We start from the raw sequence: 22880 nt of genomic DNA, 5'->3' as shown, positions 1-22880 counted from the left end.
TGCCGGGTCGCTTCAATCTCCCAGCAGGGGCTGTTCGCCCGGCGTCGCCAGGGTGAGGACGGCTTCTTCGATGAGGTCGTGCTCCTCGAGGGCGTGCTCCACCCGGCGCAGCGCCACCGCCACATCGTGCTCGGGCAGGTCGCCGGCCATGTCTACCGCGGCCACCACGTACAGCCGGGAGGGTCCGACGAATTCCATGTGCAGGTAGGTCACCCGGTCCACCTCCGGATGCTGCAACAGCAGATTGATGACGGCGGTGCGCGCCTCGCCGGTCGCGGGTTCACCGACCAGGAACTTTCGGTTACGGTCGATCAGCACTACCGCTATGGTGCCCAGCAGCAGGCCCACCAGAATGGAACCGATGGCGTCCGGGACAGCGGATCCGGTGATGTGATGCAGGGCGACGCCCGAAGCGGCAATGGCAATGCCGATGAGGGCCGCAAAGTCTTCGGCGAACACAGCCCGCAAGGTGGGATTGGAACTGACGACAACGTATTCCAGCGTGTGGCGCCGGTAGAGTCTGGCGCCCTTCCGGGCCTGTCGCAGCGCCTGTACAAAGGAAACCCCTTACAGCACAAACGCGAGCGCCAGCACCACGTAGGCCACGATGAAGTCGCCGGCCGGCTCGGGGTTGGCCAGGACCTGGATGCCGTGCCATACCGAAACGACGGCCCCGGCGGTGAACAGGCCGAAGGCGGCGAACATGGACCAGACATAAGCTTCGCGCCCGTAGCCGAGCGGGTGGCGCGCATCCCGCGGCTTGGTCGACCGGCGCTCGGCGATAAATAAGAAGACTTGGTTCCCGGTATCCGCCCACGAGTGCGCTGCCTCCGCCGTCATCGACGCAGATCCCGTCAGGACCGCCGCGACCGACTTTGCCACCGCCACCAGCGCGTTGGCGCAAAAGGCGATGATGACGGTCAGAACGCTCGACTTCGCCTCCACCTCGCGGGCCGGCATCGTCGCCTTCATGGCCGGATTGGGTTTGCCGGCGCGATCATAGGGCCTCAAGGACCAGCGCCGTGGCAAAGCCCAGCGCCGCGGTGAAGCCGGTGAGGAGGTGATGCTCTTCGAAGGCTTCGGGAATCATGGTGTCGGCGATCATGGCGAGGATGGCGCCGGCCGCAAGCGCATTGATGAAGGCCACGGTCTCGGCCGGGGCGTCTTGGAGCGCAACGTAGCCGATCAGCGCGCTGATGCCGGACAGAACAGCAATTCCGCTCCACACGCCAAAGACATAGCCAGCGCTGCGCCCGGCTTTCTTCATCCCTGCCGTGCTGGAGAGCCCTTCCGGGACATTGGAAATAAAGACCGCCCCCAGCATCGCCGGGCTGACGGTGCCTCCGGCGACCAAGCCCAAACCGAGCACCAGGGACTCCGGAATCCCATCCAGCAGGGCGCCCACGGCGATCGCCGTTCCGCTGCCCGGATCCTCGCCCTCGGCAGGCTGTTGATCGCCGGAGCGTTTTCGATGTTTCGCGCCCTTCCTGGCCAGCAGCACGTTGGCGCCCACAAAGAGGCTGGCGCCGACGAGGAAGCCTTTGATCGTGGCGCCGATCCCGCCGGTTGTCACCGCCTCATCGACCAGTTCGAAGGCGAGAGCCGAGATCAGGACGCCGGCGCCGAACGCCATGATGGTGGAGACGATCTTGGCGGGAAGAGTCCACTTCCAGGCAACAGCACAACCAATCACCAGCGCGGCCCCGCCGAGCAACCCGAAAGTAAACGCGGTCATCCACAAGGGCATTGGCGCTCCTCCCGTCCAGCTCAGGCTAGCGGCGGGATGGCGAAATCGCTACGGCACCATGCCGTGGGCGCAGGGAGGGAGGGGGCCCCGGGTGACGTAAGTCCCGGAGCTTTCGTGATGCTGCCCGGGGCGCAGATGCGCTACTTGCTTGGACGGCCCAATCCGGTCCGCGCCATCGCATCCGCGTAGGCCTCATGCATGACGTCCAGCCATTCCTGCTGGCGTGCCGGCGAACCGGCGAACGCCCGGCCGCTGAGCGCCCGCACCTTGAACGTCTTGAAGCCGCGCCGCCAGAGCAGCGGGTTTTCCGTCTTCAGCAGCAGCGCGGCCAGCCGCTGGGCTTCGGTTCCATGGGCCACCAGCACCGATGCCCGCGGCACCAGCGCCAGCATCCGCAACAGGGGCTTGAGTCCGGCGCTGATCTGGTTCGGCGTCAGCTTGCCGTTGGCTTCACCGGGGGTGAACCACGGGTGCACATTCCAGGGCATGACGCATTCCGGCCGTAGGCCCAGCTGCCACTGCAGCCCAAGCATCCGCGTGGTGGCTTCCTGGTCGCCCGGCCAGATAAAGCCAGTGTCCGATGCCTGCCCGATGTTGGAGTACAGCGACACAATCCGGCATTCGTCGGCGTTGTGGATCGGGTCTACGTACGGGACCTCGGTGCCCGGCTTCTGCTCGCGCAGTTCGTCAATCAGGCGGTTGATGTCGGCGACGCCGGAATCGTACCTGCGGTCCATGAGGTCCTTGTGCTGATCGGATAGTGCCGGGCTGGTCATCGGGGTGCGGGTCTCCTGGAAGGAAGGGGAAATGAACGGTAGGTGAATCGGTCTGCCGAGAACGACGGCGGTGCCCACCTGTGGCGGACGGCCGCCTGCCGCTGAGGGAGGCGGGCTATTGAGCATAGCAACCGAAGCTGGGAGCCTCCTGCTGCCGCGGTGCGGATTCCCGCGGCCGACCTGCCCGCCCTGTGACCAAGATGACCCGGGCGTTAATCCGCGGTGAATTCAATACTGTGCCAACCGCTGGCGCCATTCGGGGCCGGCGGCGCCAGAGATTCCGTCTGCAGCTTGCCGTCGCCATCCCAGGCCCGTACCCGCAGCCTGTGCCGGCCGGCGGAAACATCGTCGCGCCCCACATACCACTGGCGCCACGTGTCCACGGAAGCCTCCGCGGCCAGTTCGGCGTCGGCCCAATCGCCGTCGTCCAACTGCACTTGCACCTTCGAGATGCCCCGGTGCTGCGCCCAAGCCGTCCCCGCGAATGCCATCCGGCCGGCGGCGACGTTGGCCCCGGCGCGCGGCACGTCGATCCGCGAGGCCGTCTTGATGGGCCCATGGTCCGACCAGCCGCGGCTGGTCCAGTACGCAGTCTTGTCCGCAAACCGGGTCACTTCCAGGTCCACCACCCACTTGGTTGCGGACACGTACCCGTACAGCCCCGGCACCACCATCCGCACCGGGAAACCATGCTCCAGTGGCAGGGGCTCGCCGTTCATCCCGATCGCGAGCAACGCGTTGCGCGCATCGGTGAGCACCTCCAGCGGGGTGGAAGCCGTGAACCCGTCGATGCTGGTGGACAGCACCATGTCCGACTCCGGCAGCGGCCGTGCACGCGCCAACAGTTCGCGCAGCGGATAGCCCAGCCAGCGTGCATTCCCCGCCAACCCACCGCCCACCTCATTCGAAACGCAGGTCAGGGTGGTGTAGCTTTCCACCAGATCGGCGTCGAGCAAGTCCTGGAAGTCGATGCTGAAGCCTTCCTCCACCAGTCCGTGAACGCGCAGTGTCCAATCCGCCGGATCCACCGACGGGACAAACAGTGCCGTATCGATGCGGTAGAACTGCGCGTTCGGCGTCACGAACGGAATGGCCCCGTTCACTGGGGCCTGCACCCCTGCCGGCAACGGCTTGGCCGGGCGCGCCGGCGCAGGCAGCCCCAGGGCCTCGCGCACCTGCCGTGCGCCGTTCCGGGCAGCGGAGACCGCGCCGGCCGCAATCCCCATGACGACGGCGGCGCCCGCCATCAGCCCTGCCGTCGCGAGGAATTTTCGGCGCCCCGGATCTGATTCCTGTGCGGCTGCCTCCGGATCGGCTCCCTCTCCTCCGGCCGGGACGGCCGGATTGGGCAGGAGCCGGATCAGCCAGCGCAGGCAGAACAAACTAACCGCGGTGCCCAAGGCGGTTGGAATGGCATCCGCAGGCACTGCCCCGGCCCGGGTGAGGACGCACACCACCATGCCCACGCCCAGCGCCGCCACCACGAGCGCGCCGGCGGTCCAGTTCCGCAGGGCCAGCACGCCGATCCCCGCGGCCAGGATAGTTGCGCCGATTCCCATGGCGATGAACAAAACCAGTTTGTCCGCCGTTGCGAACGTGGAGATGGCAAACTCGGTCAGCCAAGGCGGCGAGAGCTCAACCACGGCGGCGCCCACCGAGCCAAACGGCGAGGCGGCCGGACCGAAGAAGGCCGCGGCCAGTTCCGCCACGGCAAAGAGCACCGCCGCTGACACGATGCTCGCCAACATTGCGGGCACCCACGCCGTCAACACTGCGGCCTTCGACACTGGCGGTGCTGCCATGCCGGTCCTTGCCTTCCATCGGTTCCGGGTCCTGCATCCCCGTAGACACCTCGGACCCTGGTTCGATCATCTACCCGGCATGACCGCAACACAACCACTCCCGGCTGATTCTCCGCCCCGCCGGATTGCGGACTGGTTCACCATGCGCCACGTGGGTTCACCGGGCGTCACGTGGCACGCTGCAAGGGGAGCGCTTCCGCAACTGCGACACAGAGGCAATTTTTGAGCCGAGGATGCGGGCTGTGCGCCCAGGGTGTGAGGCAATGTGGCACCGGGGACACAGTTTCCCGTCCGTTCAGAAGAAATTGGTTGACACTTCAACCATCAGGTGTTATTGTAGATGCATAAGTATGAAGTTCACCTGAGCTTCTGACTCACACTTCAACCAGGAGGCACCACATGGCCGTACAGCTCACCCCAGGAACTTGGAACCTCGATAAGTCCCACACCGAGGTCGGCTTCTCCGTCCGCCACGCCGGCATCAGCAAGGTGCGTGGCCAGTTCACCGATGCCGACGCCACCCTCGTGGTCGGCGACAGCCTGGCCACGTCCTCTGTCGAGGCCGTGGTGAAGACCGCCTCGTTCGACTCCAACGATGACAACCGCGACGCCCACGTCAAGGGCGAGGACTTCTTCAACGTGGAGCAGTACCCGGACATGACCTTCAAGGCCACCAGCGTCGAGGGCAACCCGGAAGAGTTCAAGCTGGCCGGCGAGCTGACCATCAAGGACACCACCAAGCCCGTGGTCTTCGACGTCGAGTTCGGCGGCGTGGCGGTTGACCCGTTCGGTGCGACCCGCGCCGGCTTCTCCGCCACCACCCAGATTTCCCGCAAGGAATTCGGCATCACCTGGAACGCCGCCCTGGAAGCCGGCGGCGTGCTGGTGGGCGACAAGGTCACCATCACGGTGGACTCGGCCTTCGTTCTGCCGTCCAACTAAGTCCCGCGCCACGCAGGCAGGGTCCGGAAGTAGTCCGGACCCTGCCTGCGGCGATTAACCATGCCTCGTTAGCGACGGCCCCTGTCCCGATCCTGGTCGGCTGTCCTGCTCCGGGTTCGGCCTCGCCTGCCGCTAGGCTGGCCTCGTGAAGATCGCGATCCTCGATGACTATCAGGACGTAGCGCTCAGCAGCGCGCCGTGGGAGCAGTTGCCGGAGGGCATCGCCGTCGAACGTTTTACTGACCATCTTGACGACGTCGGTGCCCTCGCCGAGCGCCTGGCCGGCGCGCAGGTCGTGGTCACCATGCGTGAGCGCACGCCGATCACCGCCGAACTGATGGACCGGCTGCCGGACCTCAAACTGGTCACCACTACCGGAATGCGCAACGCCTCGATCGACCTGGACGCGGCGCGCGAGCGCGGGGTGACCGTGTGCGGGACGCAGAAAGGCACCGCGGCACCCGCCGAACTTGCCTGGGCGCTGGTGATGGCGGTGGCGCGGGAGATCCCGCAGAATGACCGGGATGTCCGCGCCGGAATCTGGCAGGCCCGGATGGGAATCGATCTGGACGGGTCAACAATCGGTCTGCTCGGACTCGGCCGGTTGGGCCAGCTGATGGCCGGCTACGCTTCGGCCTTTGGCATGGACGTACTGGCCTGGAGTCCGCATCTGACCACTGAGCGCGCCGCGGAACACGGGGCGCAGCTGGTGTCCAAGGAGGACTTGTTCCGCCGCTCGGACATTGTCAGCATCCACCTGAAGCTCGCGGACTCCACCGCGGGAATCGTCGGCGCCGCGGAGCTGGACCTGCTCGGTCCGGCGGGCCGGCTGGTCAACACCTCGCGCGGCCCGCTGTTGGATGAGGCGGCCTTGGTTGCGGCGCTGGCCGAAGGAAGGATCGCCGGGGCTGCCCTGGATGTTTTTGACGTGGAACCGCTGCCGCAGGACAGTCCGCTGCTCGGCGTGCCCAACCTGATTCTCAGCCCGCACATCGGTTTCGTGACCGTGGAGGCCCACCGGCTCGGCTACACCCAGATGCTCGAGGGCATCCTCGCCTACCTCGACGGCGCACCGATCAACGTCCTGGCCTGACCGCCCCGGCGGGGCAGTGCTGGCGTCCGGCACAACAGGCAGCGCCGAGGCGGGAAGCAGCGCAGGCGCGACGCCGCCGTCGTGCCGTGGGTCAGGCCGGTGCCTCGGCCGGGGCAAGTTCCATGGCGTGTTCCTCCACGTAGTCCAGCGCCAGGCGTACGGCGCCGGCGGCCACAATCGCATCGCCGAATTCGGACACAGCCACGCGCGGAGGGGTTGCGGTGAGCCGGGGGAGTTCGCGGGTGATGGTGGGAAGCAGGGCCGATGCCGAGGCCGCCACCGCGCCGCCGATGACCACTAGTTCGGGGTTGAAGAACGTTCCCAGCACCGCGATCACCCGGGCCATGCGCAGGCCGATCCGTTCCAAGATCCCCTGAGCCACCTCGTCCCCGCGCTCCGCCGCCTCGAAGACGAAGCGCGCCGAGACCCGGCTGGTTCCCGGCCCGACCAGTTCGCGGATCAGCGTTGGCGTGTCCGCGGCGAGGGCCTCGTTGCCCCAGTAACGGGCGAGCCGGGCGATGCCGTCCTGGCTGCCCACCCCGTCCACCAGTTCGAGCGTGCCCACTTCGCCGGCGCCGCCATTGCAGCCGTGCAGCAAACGGCCCGATTCAATCAGCCCGGTGCCCAGTCGCTCGCCGGCCAGCATCACGGCCAGATCGTCGACGGCTGTCCCAACGCCGCTCCAGCGCTCGGCCAGCGCTGCCAGATTCGCATCGTTCTCCAGCAGCACCGGCCAGCCGTAGTCGGCAAATACTTCGGTCTGGAGGCCGATGTCGAAGTGCTCGGACAGCTCGTGCCCGGGGGCCACCTTGCCGTGACGGTCCACCACCGTGGAGACGCCGATGGCTGCGGCCAGCACGGCTGACGGCAGCAGCCCGGCCTCGGTCAGTGCGGTGGCGACAACCTGTTGGATGGTGGCGCGGCGCGAGGCTGCGCTGGCGGGCGGCTTTTCGAACCGCTCGGACACCCTGGCCAGCGTCCGGCCCTTCAGGTCGGCCACCAGCACGGTCGCGGTGGCCATACCCACGTCCATCCCCAGCACGCAGCCGGCCGCCGGGTTGAATTCGAACCGCCGTGCCGGTCTGCCCTTCGTGGTGCCCACCAGTCGTTCACCCGGCAGCTCGCGGACCCAGCCGCGGGCCGCCAGGTCGTCGCAGACCGCGATGGCCGTGGCTCGGGTGAGGCCGGTCGCCGCGATCAAGTCCGTGCCGGTCACCGCGCCGTTCGCCCGCATCACGGACAACACGGCTTTCAGGTTGGCCAGCCGCAGCACTTGCGGAGTGGTGGCTGTGGTGCTCACATCGTTCCCCTTGACCTCGTCAGGCAGCATCAGGATAATAGTAATGGAACATAAATTTAGACGCTAAATAAAAGGAGTTCCCATGGCAGTTCGGGTTGGTATCAATGGTTTCGGGCGGATCGGCCGCAACTACTTCCGGGCCGCCGTGGCGCAGGGAAAACTGGGTTCCGACCTGGAGATCGTGGCCATCAACGACCTCGGCTCGCCGGAGACCCTGGCGCACCTGCTCAAGTACGACTCGGTGGTCGGCCGGCTGGCCGCCGAGGTCAAAGTTGCCGATGGCGACCTGGTGGTGGACGGCAGGGTCATCAAGGTCCTCGCCGAACGCGACCCCGGCAACCTCCCGTGGCGTGAACTCGGCGTGGACATCGTGATCGAATCAACCGGCCGCTTCACCGCCGCAGCCGATGCGGAAAAGCATTTGGTGGCCGGCGCCCGCAAGGTGCTGATTTCCGCCCCGGCCAAGGGTGACGTGCTCAGCGTGGTGATGGGCGTCAATAACGAGGAGTACGACGACGGGGCTCACCACATCGTCTCCAACGCCTCCTGCACCACCAACTGCCTGGCGCCGCTGGCCAAGGTGCTGCACGAGAACTTCGGCATCGAGCAGGGCTTGATGACCACCATCCACGCCTACACCGCGGACCAGAACCTGCAGGACGGCCCGCACCGCGACCTGCGCCGTGCCCGCGCCGCCGCCATCAACATGGTCCCCACCTCCACGGGCGCCGCGAAGGCGATCGGGCAGGTGCTGCCGGAGCTGAAGGGCAAGCTGGACGGGTTTGCCATCCGCGTGCCGGTGCCCACCGGTTCCGCCACCGACCTGACCGTCACGGTGGGACGCGAGGTCAGCGTGGAGGAAGTCAACGGCGCGTTTAAGGCGGCCGCCGCCGACCCCCGGCTGGCCGGCATCCTCACCTACACCGAGGACCCGATCGTCTCCTCGGACATCGTCACCGATCCGGCATCGGCCATCTTCGACTCCGGCCTGACCAAGGTGATGGGCAACCAGGTCAAGGTCATTGGCTGGTACGACAACGAGTGGGGCTACTCCAACCGCCTGGTGGACCTGACTTCCCTGGTGGCGTCCAAGCTCTCCTAACCCCGCTCCCGGACCCCGGTTAACTATTCAGCAGGCGCCCTTTTCAGCCGTGAAAAGGGCGCCTGCTGATTCTTCGATGGGGTGATGGAGTGACGGGGCTAGGGGCAGGGCGGATCCGGCCGGCTCAGGTGTACATCAGCGAACCCGGGGTGGTGAGCAGCTCGCCGGTTTCCAACCAGGTTTTCAGCCCGGACAGGATCATGGGCCAGCCGCCGTACAGCTGCTCGTTGGCACCTTCGCGCAGCTGGTCGTGCGTGACGGTAAGCCGGCAGGAGTCCTCCACCTGCTCGATCTCCCAGGTCACCCGCGATGTGCCCTCGGCGATCACGTCCTCACCCCAGAGCGCGCGCATGGTCTGCACCAATCTGCGCGGCGGGTCCACTTCCAGGTTCTCGCCTTCGCCCAGCGGAGCGTCCGCCCGGGGGTTGGTCATGGTGTAGCCGGAGCCCGGTGTCCAGTCCGTCTCGATCCGGTTGCCGAACGTGTACTTGCTCCTGATCTCGCTGTCCGTGATGGCCTCCCAGAGCTTGTCCGGGGTGGTGCGGATGTAGATCTCAAAGATCTTTTCCATCGGATTTTCCAATCGGGATTTGAGGTCGCTGAGCGCAGCGGCCCATGGCTGTGCATACTTGCTCACCCAGCGGTCGTGGATGAGCCGGATGGGCACCGGATTGAGGAAGTGGAGTTTTTCCCGGCCGCGGCGGCGGGTGACCACCAAGTTGGCCGCTTCCAGCTGCTTCAGGTGCTTCATGACGCCGAAGCGCGTGATGTTGAAGTGCGCTTCGAGCGCGGAGAGGGTTTGCCCGTCCTCGCGGAACAGTTCATCCAGCAGTTCACGCCGGGTGGGATCTGCCAACGCTTTGAACACGGCATCCATAGGCCCCATAATAGGTGACCATATAGTCACATGTCGAGGCTTATCCGCGTCAAAGGTTCGGCTGCAGCACGGCCTTGATCAGCGGCCGTCCGCCGGCGTCGGTGCTGCCGTCCGCGGTTAGCCGCAGCGCTTCCACGGCCCGGTCCATCGGATAGGTCGTGATCAGGCGCTCGCCCAAATCCGGCAGGGTGGCCAGGAAAGCAAGGGCCTGCTCGAAATCCTGCCGGATGGAGATGAAGCTGTGCAGGACGTCAAGGTTCTTGCTGGTCCGGACCACGGGCGCCGGGGCGGTCCCGGTGGCATACATCGCCACCATGACCAGGCGGCCGAGGGGCCGCAGCTCCTCGACGGCCCGGGCCAAATGTATGCCCGCACCGGTCGCCTCAATCCACACATCGTAGGTGTCGGGCTGCTGCCCGGTGGTGCTCCCCAAGCCAAGGCTGGCGGCCAATTCGACTCGAGCCGCGTGCCCGGGACCCTCACGGCCGATCATCGTCACCGTGGCGCCGGCGCGCTGTGCCATCAAACCGGCGAGCAGGCCAATGCTGCGGGTGGTCGAAACCGCCACCCGCTCCCCGGGCTGGATCCGGGCCACAGTGGAGACGGCGCGCCAGGCGATGGACGCAGGCTCGGCCAGAACCGCGGTGGTATCCGGAACCGACTCCGGCACCGGCACCAGATTGCGCCAGGGGACAAGCGCACTCGCGGCTGCCTGGCCGTGCTGGGTCAACCCCAGGCCGGACCGATTGGCGCAAAGGTGCGGCTGGTCCGCCCGGCACGCCGCGCAGTGGCCGCAGCCGACGGTGGAAATCGGCACCACACGGGTCCCCGGCGCGAGCCATTCCGGAACCAGCAGCCCCGTGCGGAGCACCGAGCCGACCGACTCGTGGCCGAGCACCATGCCGAGCGGAACCGTCGCCGCTGCCGGATCGGCGCGGTAGACAATGACGTCCGATCCGCACAACCCGCAGAGGCTGACCCTCAGCTCCACCTCGTCTGCCCCCGGCGCACGGAGCGGGTGGTCCATCAGCCCGACGCCGCCGGGCTCAGCCGAGATGCGCGCCAGGGCGGGATTCATGGCCGGCTGACCGGGCGTCCGGCCGCGTGCAGCTGCCACTTTTCAACCTCCTCGACCACGCGCAGATTCGTTGCTCCGATCTTAACGCCGGGGCGGCCTTAACGCCGGGGCGGCGCATGACGACGACGGCGGCGCTTCGGTGGGCTGCGAAACCCAGCCGAAGCACCGCCGTCGTTGTCTGTTGGATCAGTAACTGGCGGGCGTCCCGGCGGCGCCGTCCCCGTTCGAGGGGAGGTACTTGGCGGCCAGGGCCTCGGAGCCGCGGGCCAGCAGCGCCACGTCGGCGCCGACGCCCACAAAGTCTGCGCCCCACTCCATGTAGCGGCGGGCCGAGGCTTCGGCGAAGGCGTTGACCCCCGCAAACTTGCCGGCCGCCTTGGCAGCCTTCAGTGCCTTCTCCACGCCGGCCACCACCTCGGGGTGCTCCTGCTGGCCGATCACGCCCATCGATGCGGCGAGATCGGACGGGCCGATGAACACGCCGTCCACGCCGTCCACTGCGGCGATCTCGGCGGCGTTCTCCACGGCCTCCGCGGACTCGATCTGCACGATCAGCGTCAGCGTTTCCTCCGCGCGGGTGAGGTAGTCCGGGATCCGGTTCCAGCGGGCCGAGCGGGCCAGCGCGGAACCGACGCCGCGCACGCCGGCCGGCGGGTAGCGGGTGGCTGCCACGGCCGCCCGGGCCTGCTCGGCAGTGTGCACCATCGGGATGATCAGCGTCTGCGCGCCCAGGTCCAGGTACTGCTTGATCAGCACGGTGTCGTTGACCGGCGGCCGGACCACCGGAATGCCGGGGTAACCGCGCACCGCCTGCAGCTGGGCCAGCACGGACTCCAGCCCGTTGGGGGAGTGCTCGGCGTCAATGAAGATCCAGTCGAAGCCGGCGCCGGCGCACAGTTCCGCGATCAACGGCGAGCCGGAGCAGACCCAAATCCCGGCCAGCGGGCGGTCGGCGGCGGCCAACGCGTCCTTGAAGGACGGATCGGGTTCTACTCGAAACGGCATGTGATGGTTCCCAGCTGTCCGTAGTCCGCGAACACGGTGTCGCCTTCGTGCACCCACATGGGGCGGGTGAAGGAGCCGGCCAGAATGGTTTCGCCGGCCTTGAGGTGGTCGCCGTGCGGGGCGATCTTGTTGGCCAGCCAGTAGACGCCGGCGGCCGGGTGGTTGAGCACACCGGCGGCCACGCCGGTCTCCTCCACGGTCTGGTTCTTGTACAGGATGGCGGAGATCCAGCGCAGGTCCACGTCCTGCGGGCGGACCGGGTTGCCGCCGATCACCATGGCGCCCATCGCCGCGTTGTCCGAGATGGTGTCCACGATGGTGCGGCCCTCCATCTCAATCCGGGAGTCCAGGATCTCCAGTGCGGGAACCACGTATTCGGTGGCGTTCAGGACGTCGAAGATGGTGGCGTTGGGGCCCTTGACGTCGCGGTTGAGCACAAACGCCAGTTCCACTTCGATCCGCGGGTGGGTGTACTGGTCCCACTTCACCGTGCAGCCGTTTTCCAGGATCATGTCGTCGAAGATGATCCCGTAGTCCGGTTCGCTGATGCCGGTGGCGTACTGCATCGCCTTGGAGGTCAGCCCGATCTTGCGGCCGGCCAGGGTCCGCCCGGCGGCCTCGCTGCGCTCCCGCCACAGGTTCTGCACCTTGTAGGAGTCCTCAATGGTCATCTCCGGGTACCGGGCGGTCAGCCGTTGCACCGGCGTCCGGGTCCGTCCCGCCTCCACCAGCTCGTCGGCGATGGACTCAATCGTTGACTGGTCAAGCATGCTTGTGGCACCACTTCCTTGTTCCTCGGGCGGCCGCTTACCTGGCCCGAGAGGGCGTTCCGCGGTCCCGGCGCCGCATGGGGAGGGCGCCAGCACCATCTTACGGTGGCGCCTGTCACCCCTTGTAAGTTGGTTACGGCGGAGGGACCAATGCAGCGCCATGCCGTTCATCTGGCCCGGCTGCTGCGCCGCGATCCGTATCCTGCCAGGTGACGGGGGCAACCCCCGGCTAGGGTAGGCAAGTGAACTCCTTCCTCCGCAAGCCCTGGACCGGCCGGATCGGTGCGCTGCTGGGCATCCTGACCATGGCGCTGAGCTTGCGCGCTGCGGTCTCCGCGGTGGGGCCACTGCTGGGGGAACTGGGGCCGGAACTGGGCTTCGACGCGACCACCATTGGTGCGCTCGCCATGCTGCCTCCGCTGGTTTTCGCGGTGGCGGGTTTGTGCACCCCGGCGCTGATCCGCTGGCTCGGGCTGGAGAAGGTGCTGGTGGCGGCCGTGCTGCTGGCGGTTGCCGGACAACTGGGCCGCGCCGCCGTCGACGGAGTCTGGCCCTTTTTGGCCCTCAGCGGGGTGGTGATGGCCGGATATGGAATCGGCAATGTGGTGCTGCCGCCGCTGGTGCGGAAATACTTCCCGGACCGCATTGGGGTGGTCACCGCCGGCTACGTAACGCTGCTGGCGGTGGGCACCGCGATGAGCCCGCAGTTTTCGGTCCCGTTGGCGGATGCGGCCGGCTGGCGGGTATCGCTGGCGCTCTGGGCCTCGGTCAGCGCCGTGGTGCTGATCCCGTGGGCGGTGCAGGCGGCGCGCGACCGCCGGAAAGGCAGGACGTACGACGGCGGTGCCCCGGCTTCAGCGGCTTCCTCGCCTGCCCCCGGGAAGCTGAACCCGTGGCGCTCGCCGGTGGCCTGGGGGCTGGCGATTTTCCTGGCCGGCAACTCCGCGCAGACCTACGTGTACTTCACCTGGTTGCCACCGTACCTGACCGAGCACGGCGTGGACGCCGCGACGGCCGGTTCGGCGTTGGCCTACTTCGCCATCCTGGGGCTGCCCGTCAGCCTGCTGGTGCCCCTGATTGTGCCCCGGCTGAAGCAGCCGATCGCCGCCATCCTGATGTTCACCGGTTGCTGGATCGGCGGGCATGCGGGCCTGCTGCTGTCGCCGGACGCCGGCATCTGGTGGTGGGTCACGCTGTCCGGGCTGGGCCAGGGCACTTTCGCCACCGCACTGCTGATGGTCAACCTGCGCTCGCGCACCACCCACGGCTCGGCCGTGCTGTCCGGCTTCAGCCAGGGCATCGGCTACGCCGGTGCCAGCGTGGCTCCGCTCTTGTTCGGGGTGGTGCACGAGTCCACCGGTTCCTGGACCGCTTCCTTTGCCATGCTGGGCGTCTGCATCGTGGTGATGCTGGTGGGTGCGGTCATGATCAACGGTCCGCGCCGTATTGAGGACCCGCCGGGAGTCGGCCGGAGGCGCAAGGCCTCGCTCCACCCCGTGGGCACCGAGCGACAAGACGCCCGCCGGTAACGCACCAGCAAGGTCCCCTTCCGCCGTCCGCCCACCCGGCCTAGACTCGATTCACTTGATCATGAATCAATTTGTGGCCCCTCCCCGGGCCCGCCTCGGGACCTCAAGACCTGCCGGGACGGGGGCCGTCACGGTTCACTCCTGAGAGGCAACGGCCGATCGGCGGATCGCGGCCGCAAGCCGGCAAGAGGAAGAAGTGCGGCATGCGGATCGCCGTCGATCTTACTAAATGCCAGGGTTACGCCCAGTGCGCCTTTCTCGCCCCGGAGGTCTTCCGCATCCAAGGCGACGAGGCGCTCACGTACGACCCCGACCCGGACGGCGCGCAGCGCACCAAGATCCGGCGGGCCGCCGCCGCGTGTCCGGTCCAGGCCATCACCCTCGAACAGCCGGACGGAGCGAACGGACCGCAGCACTCGGATGCCCGGCAGGGGACGGCCGACCCCGCCGGGGACGGTAAAAACACGTTCAAGAAAACAGGGCGAATCGTCATCGTTGGAGCCTCGCTGACGGGGCTGCACGCGGCGGAGCGGCTGCGCGAAGAAGGCTTCTCCGGCTCGCTGACCTTGGTCGGCGAGGAACCCCACGAGCCCTACGACCGGCCGCCGCTGTCCAAACAGCTCTTGGCCGGGTCGATGCGCTCGGCAGATACCTCGCTGCCCCGCCGCCGGGACATCGACGCCACCTGGCGGCTGGGAGTCGCGGCGACCGGTCTGGACCTGCCGGCGAAGCAAGTCCACCTCGCCGACGGCAGCCGGATTGAATTCGACAAATTGTTGGTCGCCACCGGCCTGCGCTCGCGCCCCTGGCCGAACTCTGCGGAGGCAGCACTGGACGGTGTGTTGACGTTGCGCACGCGGGAGGACGCCTGGAAGCTACGGCAACTCCTAACCGGGCGGCCCCGTCGGGTGCTGGTCATCGGCGCCGGATTCATCGGTTGCGAGGTCGCGTCCGTGTGCCGTGAACTCGGTCTGCCGGTCACCGTCGCGGAGGCCGGGCCGGCCCCGCTCGTTGCTGCCCTCGGCGGCACGATCGGCGCCATCGCCGGTGAGCTGCAGACCGAGAAGGGCGTGGATCTGCGCTGCGGCGTCCGCGTCACTTCCCTCGAAGGCGATGCCGCAGGACAGCTGCGCGGGGCCGTTCTGTCCGACGGGACAACAGTTGAGGCCAACGTGGCGGTCGCCGCGCTGGGCTCCGTGCGCAACGTCGAATGGCTCGCAGATTCCGGGTTGGCATGCGGCGTGTGGGGCGTTGCCTGCGACGCCGGCTGCCGCGCCTTTGACGCGAACGGGCTGGTCACCGATGACGTCTTCGTCGCCGGGGACATAGCGCGGGCCCCACAGCCGATGTACGGCTACCAATTCCTGGCCGTTGAGCACTGGGGCAATGCCATCTCGCAGGCCGAGGTCGCGGCGCACAATATGGTCAGCCGCGAGACCGAACGCTGGCCGCATCTGGCGGTGCCGCAATTCTGGTCGGTGCAATTCGGCACCGAAATCAAGAGCGTCGGGGTTCCCTCGGCCGCCGATGAAGTCGCCGTCGTGCAGGGATCTGTGTCCCAGCGGCGCTTCCTCGCCGTCTACGGCTACAAGGGTCGGATCGTGGCGGCTGTCGCCTTCAACCAGAACAAGTGGCTCGAATTCTACGAACCGTTGATCGAACAGGCGGCGCCCTTCCCGCCGTCGTTCCACCACGTGGACGAGTCGGCCGATGGACACGCCGTGCCGGCTGGCTTTAGGCCGGCGGTCAGCCCGACGCAGGATGCAACCGTCGTGGTGACCGGTCACGACCCCAACGAACGTCGCGCCAGATTGACCCATCCCGCCGCCGGTGACACGCCGTCCCGGAGACCGGCGGAAACCGCCCCGCGATCAAAGGAACATTGACCATGAGCCAAGCCAGCTCCTGGGAGCAGGTCCTCGACTACTCCAACCGGGCCAACCCCTACCCGTTTTACGCTGAGCTCCGCAGGACACCGGTGACGCGGCTGCCGGACGGAACCTACTTGGTCAGCACCTACGCCGAGATTGCCTCGCTGCTGCACGATCCGCGGGTGAGTTCCGAGATCAGCCGCAATCCGTCCGCAGCCGCCGCGGGCGTCTCCGCGGGCGAGGGCGACGGCGCCGACATGACGCCAACGTTCCTGAGCATGGATCCACCCGATCACGATAAGTTTCGCCGGATGACCATGCGCCACTTCGGACCACCCACGACGCCAGGCCGGATCGCCGGGATGGAGCCCCGGATGGAGGAAATCGTCACCGACCTGATCGACAAGATGGCGGGCCGCAGCAGGATCGACGTCGTCGATGAGCTGGCCTATCCGCTGCCGGTCACGGTGATCTGCGAGCTGCTCGGTGTGCCTCCGAGCGATAGGCAGCGCTTCCGGGTCTGGGTGGACATCGCCCTGCAATCCATCGATCCCGGCCTCGATCCCGAAACCCAGCAGAAAAAGCGGGCGGAAGCAGGTGCTGAGCTTCGCGCTTTCATGGAAGAGCTGGTCGAGTCCCGCCGCAAGTCGCCGGGCGACGACATGCTGTCGGCGATGGCCACCGACGACAGCCCGGGAGGCAGCTTGCCGGCAGAGCAGTTGGTGGGCACCGGACTCCTGCTGCTTATTGCCGGACACGAGACCACCGTGAACCTCATCGCCAACGGCGCACTGACCCTGCTCCGCCACCCGCACGAGCTCCAGAGGCTGCGCAACGACCCAGACCTGGCCATCCCGATGGTGGAGGAATTGCTGCGCTACGAGCCGCCCGTGCATTTCGTCCCCTTCCGCACCGCCCTCGACGACATCGACATCGGCGGCACCACCATCCCGGCAGGTGCCTCCTTCACGCTGCTCCTGGCCGCCGCCAACCGCGACCCGGCCCACGTCTCCGACCCCGACCTCTTCATCCCGGACCGGCCCAACAATGGGCATCTGGGCTTCGGCGGCGGCATCCACCTCTGCTTCGGAGCGCCCCTGGCCCGGCTGGAAGCCCAGATCGCCCTCACCGGATTCGCCAGCAGGATCGAGAACCCGAGGCTGGTGGACGACCCTCCGGATTATCGGCCGAGCCCGTTCCTGCGCGGACCTTCCCACCTCCCGGTAGACATCGACGGCATCTCGGGCTAGGTCGATCGGAACGTAGGATGGGTCCGGAAAAGGAGGCCCATCATGGTTCGCCTGCGCATTGCGGCACGGCTGGTGCTGCCAGCCCTCTGGCTCGGCCTGATCATCGGCATTTCGCTGATCGAGGCACCGCTGAAGTTCCAGGCTCCCGGCATCACCATTCCGCTGGGACTGGGCATCGGCCGGCTGGTGTTCACCGCCATGAACATCGTGGAACTGGTCCTCGCCGGGCTGCTGATGCTGTCCCTCATAGGGCAGCGCGTGGACCGCAGGTTCTGGGCCCTGGTGGGTGGCGCCGTCGTCGTGCTGTTGGCCAAGGTGATGGTGATCCGGCCGCTCCTCAACCGCCGGACGGACCTGGTGCTGGCAGGCGCCGACGACGGCGGTTCCGCCCTCCATTACGTGTACATCGCGGCAGACGGCGTCCTGATCGTCCTGCTGGTACTCATGCTCATCGCCGCGGCACGCCGCTGGGTCCCGACGCCGGTTGCCGAACCGGAGCAGCGCCTGAGCTGAGCCCCTGAAGCCGCCGGCTGGCCCAGTTAGTAGTCGCCGGTCACCGCTCGCTGATCACCACTCGCCGTCGAGTGTGTAGGGCCGGGACCACAACGCAATCTGCAGGACCACGGCCTTCAGCCAAGCCTGCATCATCGCATCCACGTCCTGCGCGGAATCACTGCCACGGGAAAGGAAGGGCCGCATGGTGGTGACCACCGGCCCGATCAGCGCGATCAGATGCCGCAGCGGGACAACCTGGGTGGACCCGACGTGGTCGGTGTCGTTCTTGTGTTCGGGGGTGTGGCGCAGGGCGATCTCGTTCTGGTAGTCGAGCCACTCTTGGTCGTAGGGCCTGCTGCAGGTGTCCCGGATCCACTGGCCGAACCGCAGGCGAACCGCCGCCAGATAGTCCTCGATCGGCGGGCCATCGGGCCGGGAAAAGTGGGCCACCAGATGGGGCTGCCCGGCGATGAAGCGGTACCAGACGTCGAGCACGTCCTCCACCTGATCGTCGAGGATCTCGCCGGCACGGCGCAGCATGGCAGCGTCTTCCTCTCCCAGCATGACACTCGCTTTGAGGTCTTCGAGCTCGGCCAAAGTGACCGGTGAATGGGACACCGTGCCGTACTCATAGCCCGGAATGCTTGAACCGCCTGATGCATGGACCGACATGGCAGTGCCTCCACTGAAGGGAATGGCGCACGGCGCCCTGAACGGCCATTAATACTCCGCGGCGCGGGTACGGTCAACGAGTCAGTTTCCGAAGGCCGGCGGAGCGACTTCGTCGGGCCGGGCGTCTTGCTCCTTCTTGCTGCGCTCGGCCGGCACGGTGACGATGATCGAGGCGATAGCGATCACGACCATGAACACATTGAACAGCAGCCCCACAGCTCCGCCGAAGCGCAGCGCCACGTTGTCCTGCCGGCCAATGAACAGCCCCCAGGACTGGATAATTTCAGGGTTCACCGCCTGGGCGGCCACGTACAGGGCAGCGGAAATGGCGACACCGATGGCGTTGCCCAGCGAGGACGCCATTTTGTAGATGCCGGAGGCCGCGCCGACCTGGGCATCCGGGACGTTGGACAGGGCAGCATCGGTGGACGGGGTGGCGTAGAAGCCCAGGCCCACGCCGAAGAGCGTGAACCCGATGAACGTGAGCACGATGTATTGCCCGATGAGCAGGAAGGTGGTGGAGCACAGCAAAATGCCGACGCCGGTGATCATGCTGCCCCACAGCATCGGTTTCTTAGGACCGAACCGCTGCAGCAGTTTCTCGCCGACGCGGATGGTGGCCAGAATGGCGATTAGATAGCCGAGCGTCAGGAGGCCCGACTGCAGCGAATTCATGCCGGCGGCCACCTGTACCAGTCCCAGCGAGACGATCAGGGTGCCCGCGGCGCCATTGAGCAGGAAGTTGGACAACGTGGCGCCGGTGAAGGTGCCGTTGCTGAAGAGCTTCAGGTCCACGAAGGCGAAGCTGCGGCGGCTCTCAATCTGCAGGAAGAGCAGGCCGAACACCACGAACGCGGCCACCAGGCCCAGACCGGCCCAGCTGAACCAGCCGATGGCCGGGCCCTGAGAGATGTAGATGTTGATCGCCACCAGCATCACGATGAAGCAGGCCAGGCCGGACCAGTCGAAGTGGCGCTCGCCGGCGTCGAGGTCGGCCGGGGCACGTGATTCCGGCGTGCCGCGGAGCAGGAACAGCGCCAGCACGGACAGCACGATTGAGATCCAGAAGATGGACCGCCAGCCCAGGAAGGAGGAGGCCATCAACCCGCCGAACAGTGCGCAGAAACCGGATCCGCCCCAGGAACCGATGGACCAAAACGACAGTGCACGTTGCCGGTCTTTGCCCTCGTAGTAGCTCTTAATCAGCGCCATGGTCGAGGGCATGATGCACGCCGCGGACAAGCCTTGGATGGCGCGGCCGCCCAGCAGCATGACCGTGGTCAGCCCGCCGAGGTTTTCCGGCGTCAGCGCGATCAGCAGCGAGCCCAGGATGCTCAGGTAGATACCGATGTACATGATCCTTACCCGGCCGATCCGGTCGGCGAGCCCTCCGGCGACGACGATGAAGATGCCGGAAAACAGCGACGTGATCGATACGGCCAGGTTTGCCAGCGTCTGTTCGACGCCGAGCTGGTCCTTTATACCGGGGATGACGTTGAGCAGTGTCTGGGCGAAGAGCCAGAAATTGATGACGGCCAAGACGATGCCCAGCAGCCACTTGTCGGTTGGTTTCCAATCGGTCCGAACGGGGACCGACGTTGAGGAGGTCATGGGACCTAGCCCTTACTGTGCCAAGTACGCCAGAGCGGCCACGGCCTGCGCCTGGGTGGCGACCGAGAGGGTCGGGTCGATGGCGGGAGCGAAGAATGGTGAATGGTTCGCCGGGATGTCCTGGGAGAAGGTGCCCTTCTCTACCGCAGCGCGGTAGGTTTCGGGCGGGACGGAACCGACGGTCCAGTACGTGTACGGCACGCCGAACGCGTCCGGTAGCCTGCTGAAGTCTTCGGAGGCGGTGTTGGGGCCGGTGTGGAAGACTTGGTCGCCGCCAAAGTGCTTGGTGAAGGCCGCGGTGATCTTCTGGGTGGTTTCGGCGTCGTTATCGGTCAGTGGGAACTGGTCGTAGTATTCGAACTCCGCATCGCGGGGCGAGCCGGAGGCCGAACATTCGCCGCGGACAATCCGCTCGATCGAGGTCATGATCCGTTTTCGGAGCCCCATATCGTAGGTGCGCAGGTTCAGCAGCAGCTCCGCTCGGTCCGGAATGATGTTGGACTTGGTGCCGGCGTTGGAAGCCCCCACCGTCACCACGGCAAACTCGCCGGGCTCGGTCTCGCGTGACACGATGGTTTGCAGCCGCAGCACGATCGACGCGGCCAGCACCACCGGATCCACGGCGTTGTGCGGCATCGAACCGTGGGCGCCCCGGCCGTAGACGGTGATTTTGAGCGAGTCGCCGGCGGAAAGGATGGGTCCGGCGGTGGTGCCGACCTTGCCGGCCTCGGTGGTCATCACGTGCTGACCGAAGGCCACATCGGGCTTGGGCAGCTTGGCAACCAGGCCATCGTCGACCATCGCCTGCGCTCCGGCTGCCGTTTCCTCTCCGGGCTGGAAGAGCGCCACATGGGTTCCGGCCCAGCCGTCGCGGTGGGCTGCCATGAGCTTCGCCGCGCCCAGCAGGGCCGTGATGTGCATGTCGTGGCCGCAGGCGTGCATCACGCCTTCATTTTCGGAGGCGTAGTCCAGCCCGGTGGCCTCGGTGACCGGAAGCGCATCAATGTCCGCCCGTGATAGCACCGTGCGGCCCGACCCGTTGTCCAAGACGCCGACAACGCCGGTGCCACCGATCCGCAGGACCTGGTAGCCGAAGCCGGTCAGCTCCTGCTCGATCCGATCGGCCGTGCGGTGTTCTTCCATGCTGAGCTCGGGGTGCCGGTGCAGTTCCTTGTACAGGTCCCGTTGCCAGTCCAGTCCTTGCTCGAGGGACGTGAAAACGTCATCCGCGATCGCCATAGTGCGCTCTTCTCCTCCGCCGGCACGGGAAGCGCGGGCACGCGGCTCCCGGAGGCGCGGTTTCCCTTAACGTAGACCCGGGCTTGCCTCCACACAACGACGCCGGTGCCTTGGTGGGGTGCGAAACCCCACCTTGGCACCGGCGTCGTGATGGCGGACGTCAGTCGGCCAGGTACAGCGTGAGACGGTCAGGCTGGCGAGCTACAGCGCCGACCGTCGGGATTAGAACGGGTAGTTGGCGATTTCCGGGCGGACGGTGAGCCACTGGGTTTCGGTGAAGGATTCCATGTTGGCCTGGTGGCCGCCGATCCGGGAGCCGTTGCCGGAGTTCTTGGTGCCGCCGAACGGGGCGTTGGCTTCGTCGGAGACGGTTTGTTCGTTGATGTGGACCTTGCCGGAGTCCACCCGGTCGGCGACCTGCATGGCCAGTCCGACGTCGCCGAGGATGGACAGCGAGAGCCCGTACTCGTTGGCGTTGGCCAGTTCCACGGCTTCGTCGATGGTGGAAAACTTGATCACCGGGGCGACCGGGCCGAAGATTTCGTCCTTCCAGGCGGTGTTCTCCGGGTCGAGGTCGGCGAGCACGGTGGGGGAGTAGAACGGGCCCTCGTTGGTGCCGCCGGCGGCCAGTCGGGCTCCGGCGGCGACCGCGTCCTGCACGATGGAGTCGATGCGCTTGAGCTGGTTCTCGTCGATGATCGGGCCGAGGGCGACGGCGCCGGTCTTCGGGTCGCCGACGGGCAGGTTCTTGGCCTTTTCGGCTAGCGCGGCGACGTAGTCCTCGTAGATGTCTTCGTGGACGATGTGCCGGCCGGTGGTCATGCAGATCTGGCCCTGGTGCATGAACGAGCCGAACGCGGCGGCGGACGCGGCCTTGGCCAGGTCGGCGCCGGGCAGCACGATCATGGCGTTGTTTCCGCCCAGTTCCAGGTGGGCGCGCTTGAGGTTGCGGGCGGCGGATTCGCCGATCTTCCGGCCGGCGGCGGTGGAGCCGGTGAAGGAGATGACCCGGACCTCGGGGGCCTCGACCACGGCGGCGCCGATGTCCGCGCCGCCGGGCAGCAGGGACAGCAGTCCGGCGGGCAGGCCGGCTTCCTCGAAGATGCGCATCAGGGTCACGCCGCCGCAGACGGCGGTGCGGGGGTCGGGCTTGAGCAGCACCGCGTTGCACAGTGCCAGCGCCGGGGCGACCGCGCGGATGGAAAGGATCAGCGGGAAGTTGAACGGCGCGATCACGCTGACCACGCCGACCGGGCGGCGGCGGGCGAAGGACCAGCGGTCCTCGTTGGAGGTCAGCACGTCGCCGGCCGGCAGCGAGGGCAGCGCGGCGGCTTCGTAGCATTCGTTGGCTGCGATGTGGGTTTCCAGCCCGGCCTTGGGGCCGATGCCGCCGGATTCGCGGACGATCCAGGACTGGATCTCCTCGGCGTGTTCTTCCCAGAGCGCGCCGGCGCGGCGCAGCACCGCGGCGCGTTCTTCGGGTTGGCGGGCGGCCCATTCCTTCTGCGCGGCGGCGGCAACGGCCGCTGCCTCGTGCACGTCCTCGACCGAGGCTACGCCGTAGGTGCCCAGCGTGTCGCCGGTGGCCGGTTCCACGGAGGCAGCAGTGCCGGCACCGCCGTCGCGCCAGCCGTTGAGGTAGATCTTGCCCTCCCACAGGGAGGCATCAAGCAGGGACATGTCCCGTCCTTTCAATGATGGGTAGGTTCGTTTCGGCCGCC

General features: G+C 67.1%; 21 protein-coding genes. 7 read left to right on the top strand and 14 right to left on the bottom strand.

Annotated elements, in window-relative coordinates; genetic code table 11:
• Positions 1-12 precede the first annotated feature (12 nt).
• The 5 genes from AC5RWT_RS08450 to AC5RWT_RS08430 form a co-directional block, all read right to left on the bottom strand.
• The gene (locus AC5RWT_RS08450; protein ID WP_494079940.1) at positions 13-459 is read right to left on the bottom strand and encodes a cation diffusion facilitator family transporter; all 447 of its coding nucleotides are present in this window, start codon (positions 457-459) and stop codon (positions 13-15) included.
• Positions 460-567: 108 nt separating this feature from the next.
• Positions 568-972, bottom strand: a complete 405-nt coding sequence (locus AC5RWT_RS08445) for a cation diffusion facilitator family transporter (RefSeq protein WP_494079893.1) — start codon at positions 970-972, stop codon at positions 568-570.
• A 25-nt stretch (positions 973-997) separates the two neighbouring features.
• Positions 998-1747: a ZIP family metal transporter gene (locus AC5RWT_RS08440; protein WP_494079892.1), complete on the bottom strand. Its 750-nt coding sequence runs from the start codon at positions 1745-1747 to the stop codon at positions 998-1000.
• A 140-nt stretch (positions 1748-1887) separates the two neighbouring features.
• Positions 1888-2523, bottom strand: coding sequence for a uracil-DNA glycosylase family protein (locus AC5RWT_RS08435; RefSeq protein ID WP_494079891.1), 636 nt, complete (start codon positions 2521-2523; stop codon positions 1888-1890).
• 212 nt (positions 2524-2735) lie between these two features.
• On the bottom strand, positions 2736-4325 hold the full coding sequence (locus tag AC5RWT_RS08430; protein ID WP_494079890.1) for a molybdopterin-dependent oxidoreductase: 1590 nt from the start codon (positions 4323-4325) through the stop codon (positions 2736-2738).
• Between the two features lie 399 nt (positions 4326-4724).
• On the opposite strand from AC5RWT_RS08430, the gene AC5RWT_RS08425 reads away from it, so the two are divergent.
• Positions 4725-5267 carry a YceI family protein gene (locus AC5RWT_RS08425; protein WP_494079889.1) on the top strand — a complete coding sequence of 181 codons (543 nt, stop codon included), beginning with the start codon at positions 4725-4727 and terminating at the stop codon, positions 5265-5267.
• Positions 5268-5412: 145 nt separating this feature from the next.
• Positions 5413-6360: a D-2-hydroxyacid dehydrogenase family protein gene (locus AC5RWT_RS08420; RefSeq protein WP_494079888.1), complete on the top strand. Its 948-nt coding sequence runs from the start codon at positions 5413-5415 to the stop codon at positions 6358-6360.
• A 91-nt stretch (positions 6361-6451) separates the two neighbouring features.
• Here the strand turns inward: AC5RWT_RS08420 and AC5RWT_RS08415 are convergent, their stop codons facing one another.
• Positions 6452-7690: an ROK family transcriptional regulator gene (locus AC5RWT_RS08415; RefSeq protein WP_494079887.1), complete on the bottom strand. Its 1239-nt coding sequence runs from the start codon at positions 7688-7690 to the stop codon at positions 6452-6454.
• Positions 7691-7742: 52 nt separating this feature from the next.
• Here AC5RWT_RS08415 and gap point away from each other — a divergent pair, with 52 nt between their 5' ends.
• On the top strand, positions 7743-8762 hold the full coding sequence (gene gap / locus AC5RWT_RS08410) for a type I glyceraldehyde-3-phosphate dehydrogenase (RefSeq protein ID WP_494079886.1): 1020 nt from the start codon (positions 7743-7745) through the stop codon (positions 8760-8762).
• A gap of 124 nt (positions 8763-8886) precedes the next feature.
• On the opposite strand, the gene AC5RWT_RS08405 is transcribed toward gap, so the two are convergent.
• The 4 genes from AC5RWT_RS08405 to hpaH all read right to left on the bottom strand — a co-directional run bounded on the left by AC5RWT_RS08405 (position 8887) and on the right by hpaH (position 12492).
• Positions 8887-9639 carry an ArsR/SmtB family transcription factor gene (locus tag AC5RWT_RS08405; protein WP_494042943.1) on the bottom strand — a complete coding sequence of 251 codons (753 nt, stop codon included), beginning with the start codon at positions 9637-9639 and terminating at the stop codon, positions 8887-8889.
• Positions 9640-9688: 49 nt separating this feature from the next.
• Complete coding sequence (locus AC5RWT_RS08400) at positions 9689-10756, bottom strand: zinc-dependent alcohol dehydrogenase (protein ID WP_494079885.1); 1068 nt, start codon at positions 10754-10756, stop codon at positions 9689-9691.
• Between the two features lie 147 nt (positions 10757-10903).
• Entirely contained in the window at positions 10904-11722 is an 819-nt protein-coding gene (locus AC5RWT_RS08395) for an HpcH/HpaI aldolase family protein (RefSeq protein ID WP_494079884.1), read from the bottom strand.
• Positions 11707-12492, bottom strand: coding sequence for a 2-oxo-hept-4-ene-1,7-dioate hydratase (hpaH, locus tag AC5RWT_RS08390; protein WP_127512373.1), 786 nt, complete (start codon positions 12490-12492; stop codon positions 11707-11709). The genes AC5RWT_RS08395 and hpaH overlap by 16 nt, the downstream gene beginning before the upstream one ends.
• A 242-nt stretch (positions 12493-12734) precedes the next feature.
• On the opposite strand from hpaH, the gene AC5RWT_RS08385 reads away from it, so the two are divergent.
• The 4 genes from AC5RWT_RS08385 to AC5RWT_RS08370 all read left to right on the top strand — a co-directional run bounded on the left by AC5RWT_RS08385 (position 12735) and on the right by AC5RWT_RS08370 (position 17655).
• Entirely contained in the window at positions 12735-14021 is a 1287-nt protein-coding gene (locus tag AC5RWT_RS08385) for an MFS transporter (RefSeq protein ID WP_494079883.1), read from the top strand.
• 203 nt (positions 14022-14224) lie between these two features.
• Positions 14225-15907, top strand: coding sequence for an FAD-dependent oxidoreductase (locus AC5RWT_RS08380; RefSeq protein ID WP_494079882.1), 1683 nt, complete (start codon positions 14225-14227; stop codon positions 15905-15907).
• A gap of 2 nt (positions 15908-15909) precedes the next feature.
• Positions 15910-17142: a cytochrome P450 gene (locus AC5RWT_RS08375; RefSeq protein ID WP_494079881.1), complete on the top strand. Its 1233-nt coding sequence runs from the start codon at positions 15910-15912 to the stop codon at positions 17140-17142.
• 42 nt (positions 17143-17184) lie between these two features.
• Positions 17185-17655 (top strand): hypothetical protein, encoded by a 471-nt coding sequence (locus AC5RWT_RS08370; RefSeq protein WP_494079880.1) that lies wholly within the window; start codon positions 17185-17187, stop codon positions 17653-17655.
• Between the two features lie 54 nt (positions 17656-17709).
• On the opposite strand, the gene AC5RWT_RS08365 is transcribed toward AC5RWT_RS08370, so the two are convergent.
• From AC5RWT_RS08365 to AC5RWT_RS08350, 4 genes are all read right to left on the bottom strand, one after another.
• A complete protein-coding gene (locus AC5RWT_RS08365) occupies positions 17710-18309 on the bottom strand; it encodes a protoglobin domain-containing protein (protein WP_494079879.1) in 600 nt (199 codons plus the stop codon).
• A gap of 81 nt (positions 18310-18390) precedes the next feature.
• Positions 18391-19920, bottom strand: coding sequence for an MFS transporter (locus tag AC5RWT_RS08360; RefSeq protein WP_494079878.1), 1530 nt, complete (start codon positions 19918-19920; stop codon positions 18391-18393).
• 12 nt (positions 19921-19932) lie between these two features.
• A complete protein-coding gene (locus AC5RWT_RS08355; RefSeq protein WP_494079877.1) occupies positions 19933-21159 on the bottom strand; it encodes an amidohydrolase in 1227 nt (408 codons plus the stop codon).
• 222 nt (positions 21160-21381) lie between these two features.
• Entirely contained in the window at positions 21382-22839 is a 1458-nt protein-coding gene (locus AC5RWT_RS08350; RefSeq protein WP_494079876.1) for an aldehyde dehydrogenase family protein, read from the bottom strand.
• Positions 22840-22880 lie beyond the last annotated feature (41 nt).

It is taken from the genome of Arthrobacter sp. Dra40, assembly GCF_059091905.1.
Note: the sequence above shows the minus strand (reverse complement) of the source record. Positions and strands in the feature narration are given on the sequence as shown.

Excerpts from the sequence above, each read along its gene's own strand:
- AC5RWT_RS08445 (WP_494079893.1), bottom strand. The coding sequence starts at position 972 with ATGAAGGCGACGATGCCGGCCCGCGAGGTGGAGGCGAAGTCGAGCGTT.
- AC5RWT_RS08440 (WP_494079892.1), bottom strand. The coding sequence starts at position 1,747 with ATGCCCTTGTGGATGACCGCGTTTACTTTCGGGTTGCTCGGCGGGGCC.
- AC5RWT_RS08435 (WP_494079891.1), bottom strand. The coding sequence starts at position 2,523 with ATGACCAGCCCGGCACTATCCGATCAGCACAAGGACCTCATGGACCGC.
- AC5RWT_RS08430 (WP_494079890.1), bottom strand. The coding sequence starts at position 4,325 with ATGGCAGCACCGCCAGTGTCGAAGGCCGCAGTGTTGACGGCGTGGGTG.
- AC5RWT_RS08425 (WP_494079889.1), top strand. The coding sequence starts at position 4,725 with ATGGCCGTACAGCTCACCCCAGGAACTTGGAACCTCGATAAGTCCCAC.
- AC5RWT_RS08415 (WP_494079887.1), bottom strand. The coding sequence starts at position 7,690 with ATGCTGCCTGACGAGGTCAAGGGGAACGATGTGAGCACCACAGCCACC.
- gap (WP_494079886.1), top strand. The coding sequence starts at position 7,743 with ATGGCAGTTCGGGTTGGTATCAATGGTTTCGGGCGGATCGGCCGCAAC.
- AC5RWT_RS08405 (WP_494042943.1), bottom strand. The coding sequence starts at position 9,639 with ATGGATGCCGTGTTCAAAGCGTTGGCAGATCCCACCCGGCGTGAACTG.
- AC5RWT_RS08395 (WP_494079884.1), bottom strand. The coding sequence starts at position 11,722 with ATGCCGTTTCGAGTAGAACCCGATCCGTCCTTCAAGGACGCGTTGGCC.
- hpaH (WP_127512373.1), bottom strand. The coding sequence starts at position 12,492 with ATGCTTGACCAGTCAACGATTGAGTCCATCGCCGACGAGCTGGTGGAG.
- AC5RWT_RS08380 (WP_494079882.1), top strand. The coding sequence starts at position 14,225 with ATGCGGATCGCCGTCGATCTTACTAAATGCCAGGGTTACGCCCAGTGC.
- AC5RWT_RS08375 (WP_494079881.1), top strand. The coding sequence starts at position 15,910 with ATGAGCCAAGCCAGCTCCTGGGAGCAGGTCCTCGACTACTCCAACCGG.
- AC5RWT_RS08370 (WP_494079880.1), top strand. The coding sequence starts at position 17,185 with ATGGTTCGCCTGCGCATTGCGGCACGGCTGGTGCTGCCAGCCCTCTGG.
- AC5RWT_RS08365 (WP_494079879.1), bottom strand. The coding sequence starts at position 18,309 with ATGTCGGTCCATGCATCAGGCGGTTCAAGCATTCCGGGCTATGAGTAC.
- AC5RWT_RS08360 (WP_494079878.1), bottom strand. The coding sequence starts at position 19,920 with ATGACCTCCTCAACGTCGGTCCCCGTTCGGACCGATTGGAAACCAACC.
- AC5RWT_RS08355 (WP_494079877.1), bottom strand. The coding sequence starts at position 21,159 with ATGGCGATCGCGGATGACGTTTTCACGTCCCTCGAGCAAGGACTGGAC.
- AC5RWT_RS08350 (WP_494079876.1), bottom strand. The coding sequence starts at position 22,839 with ATGTCCCTGCTTGATGCCTCCCTGTGGGAGGGCAAGATCTACCTCAAC.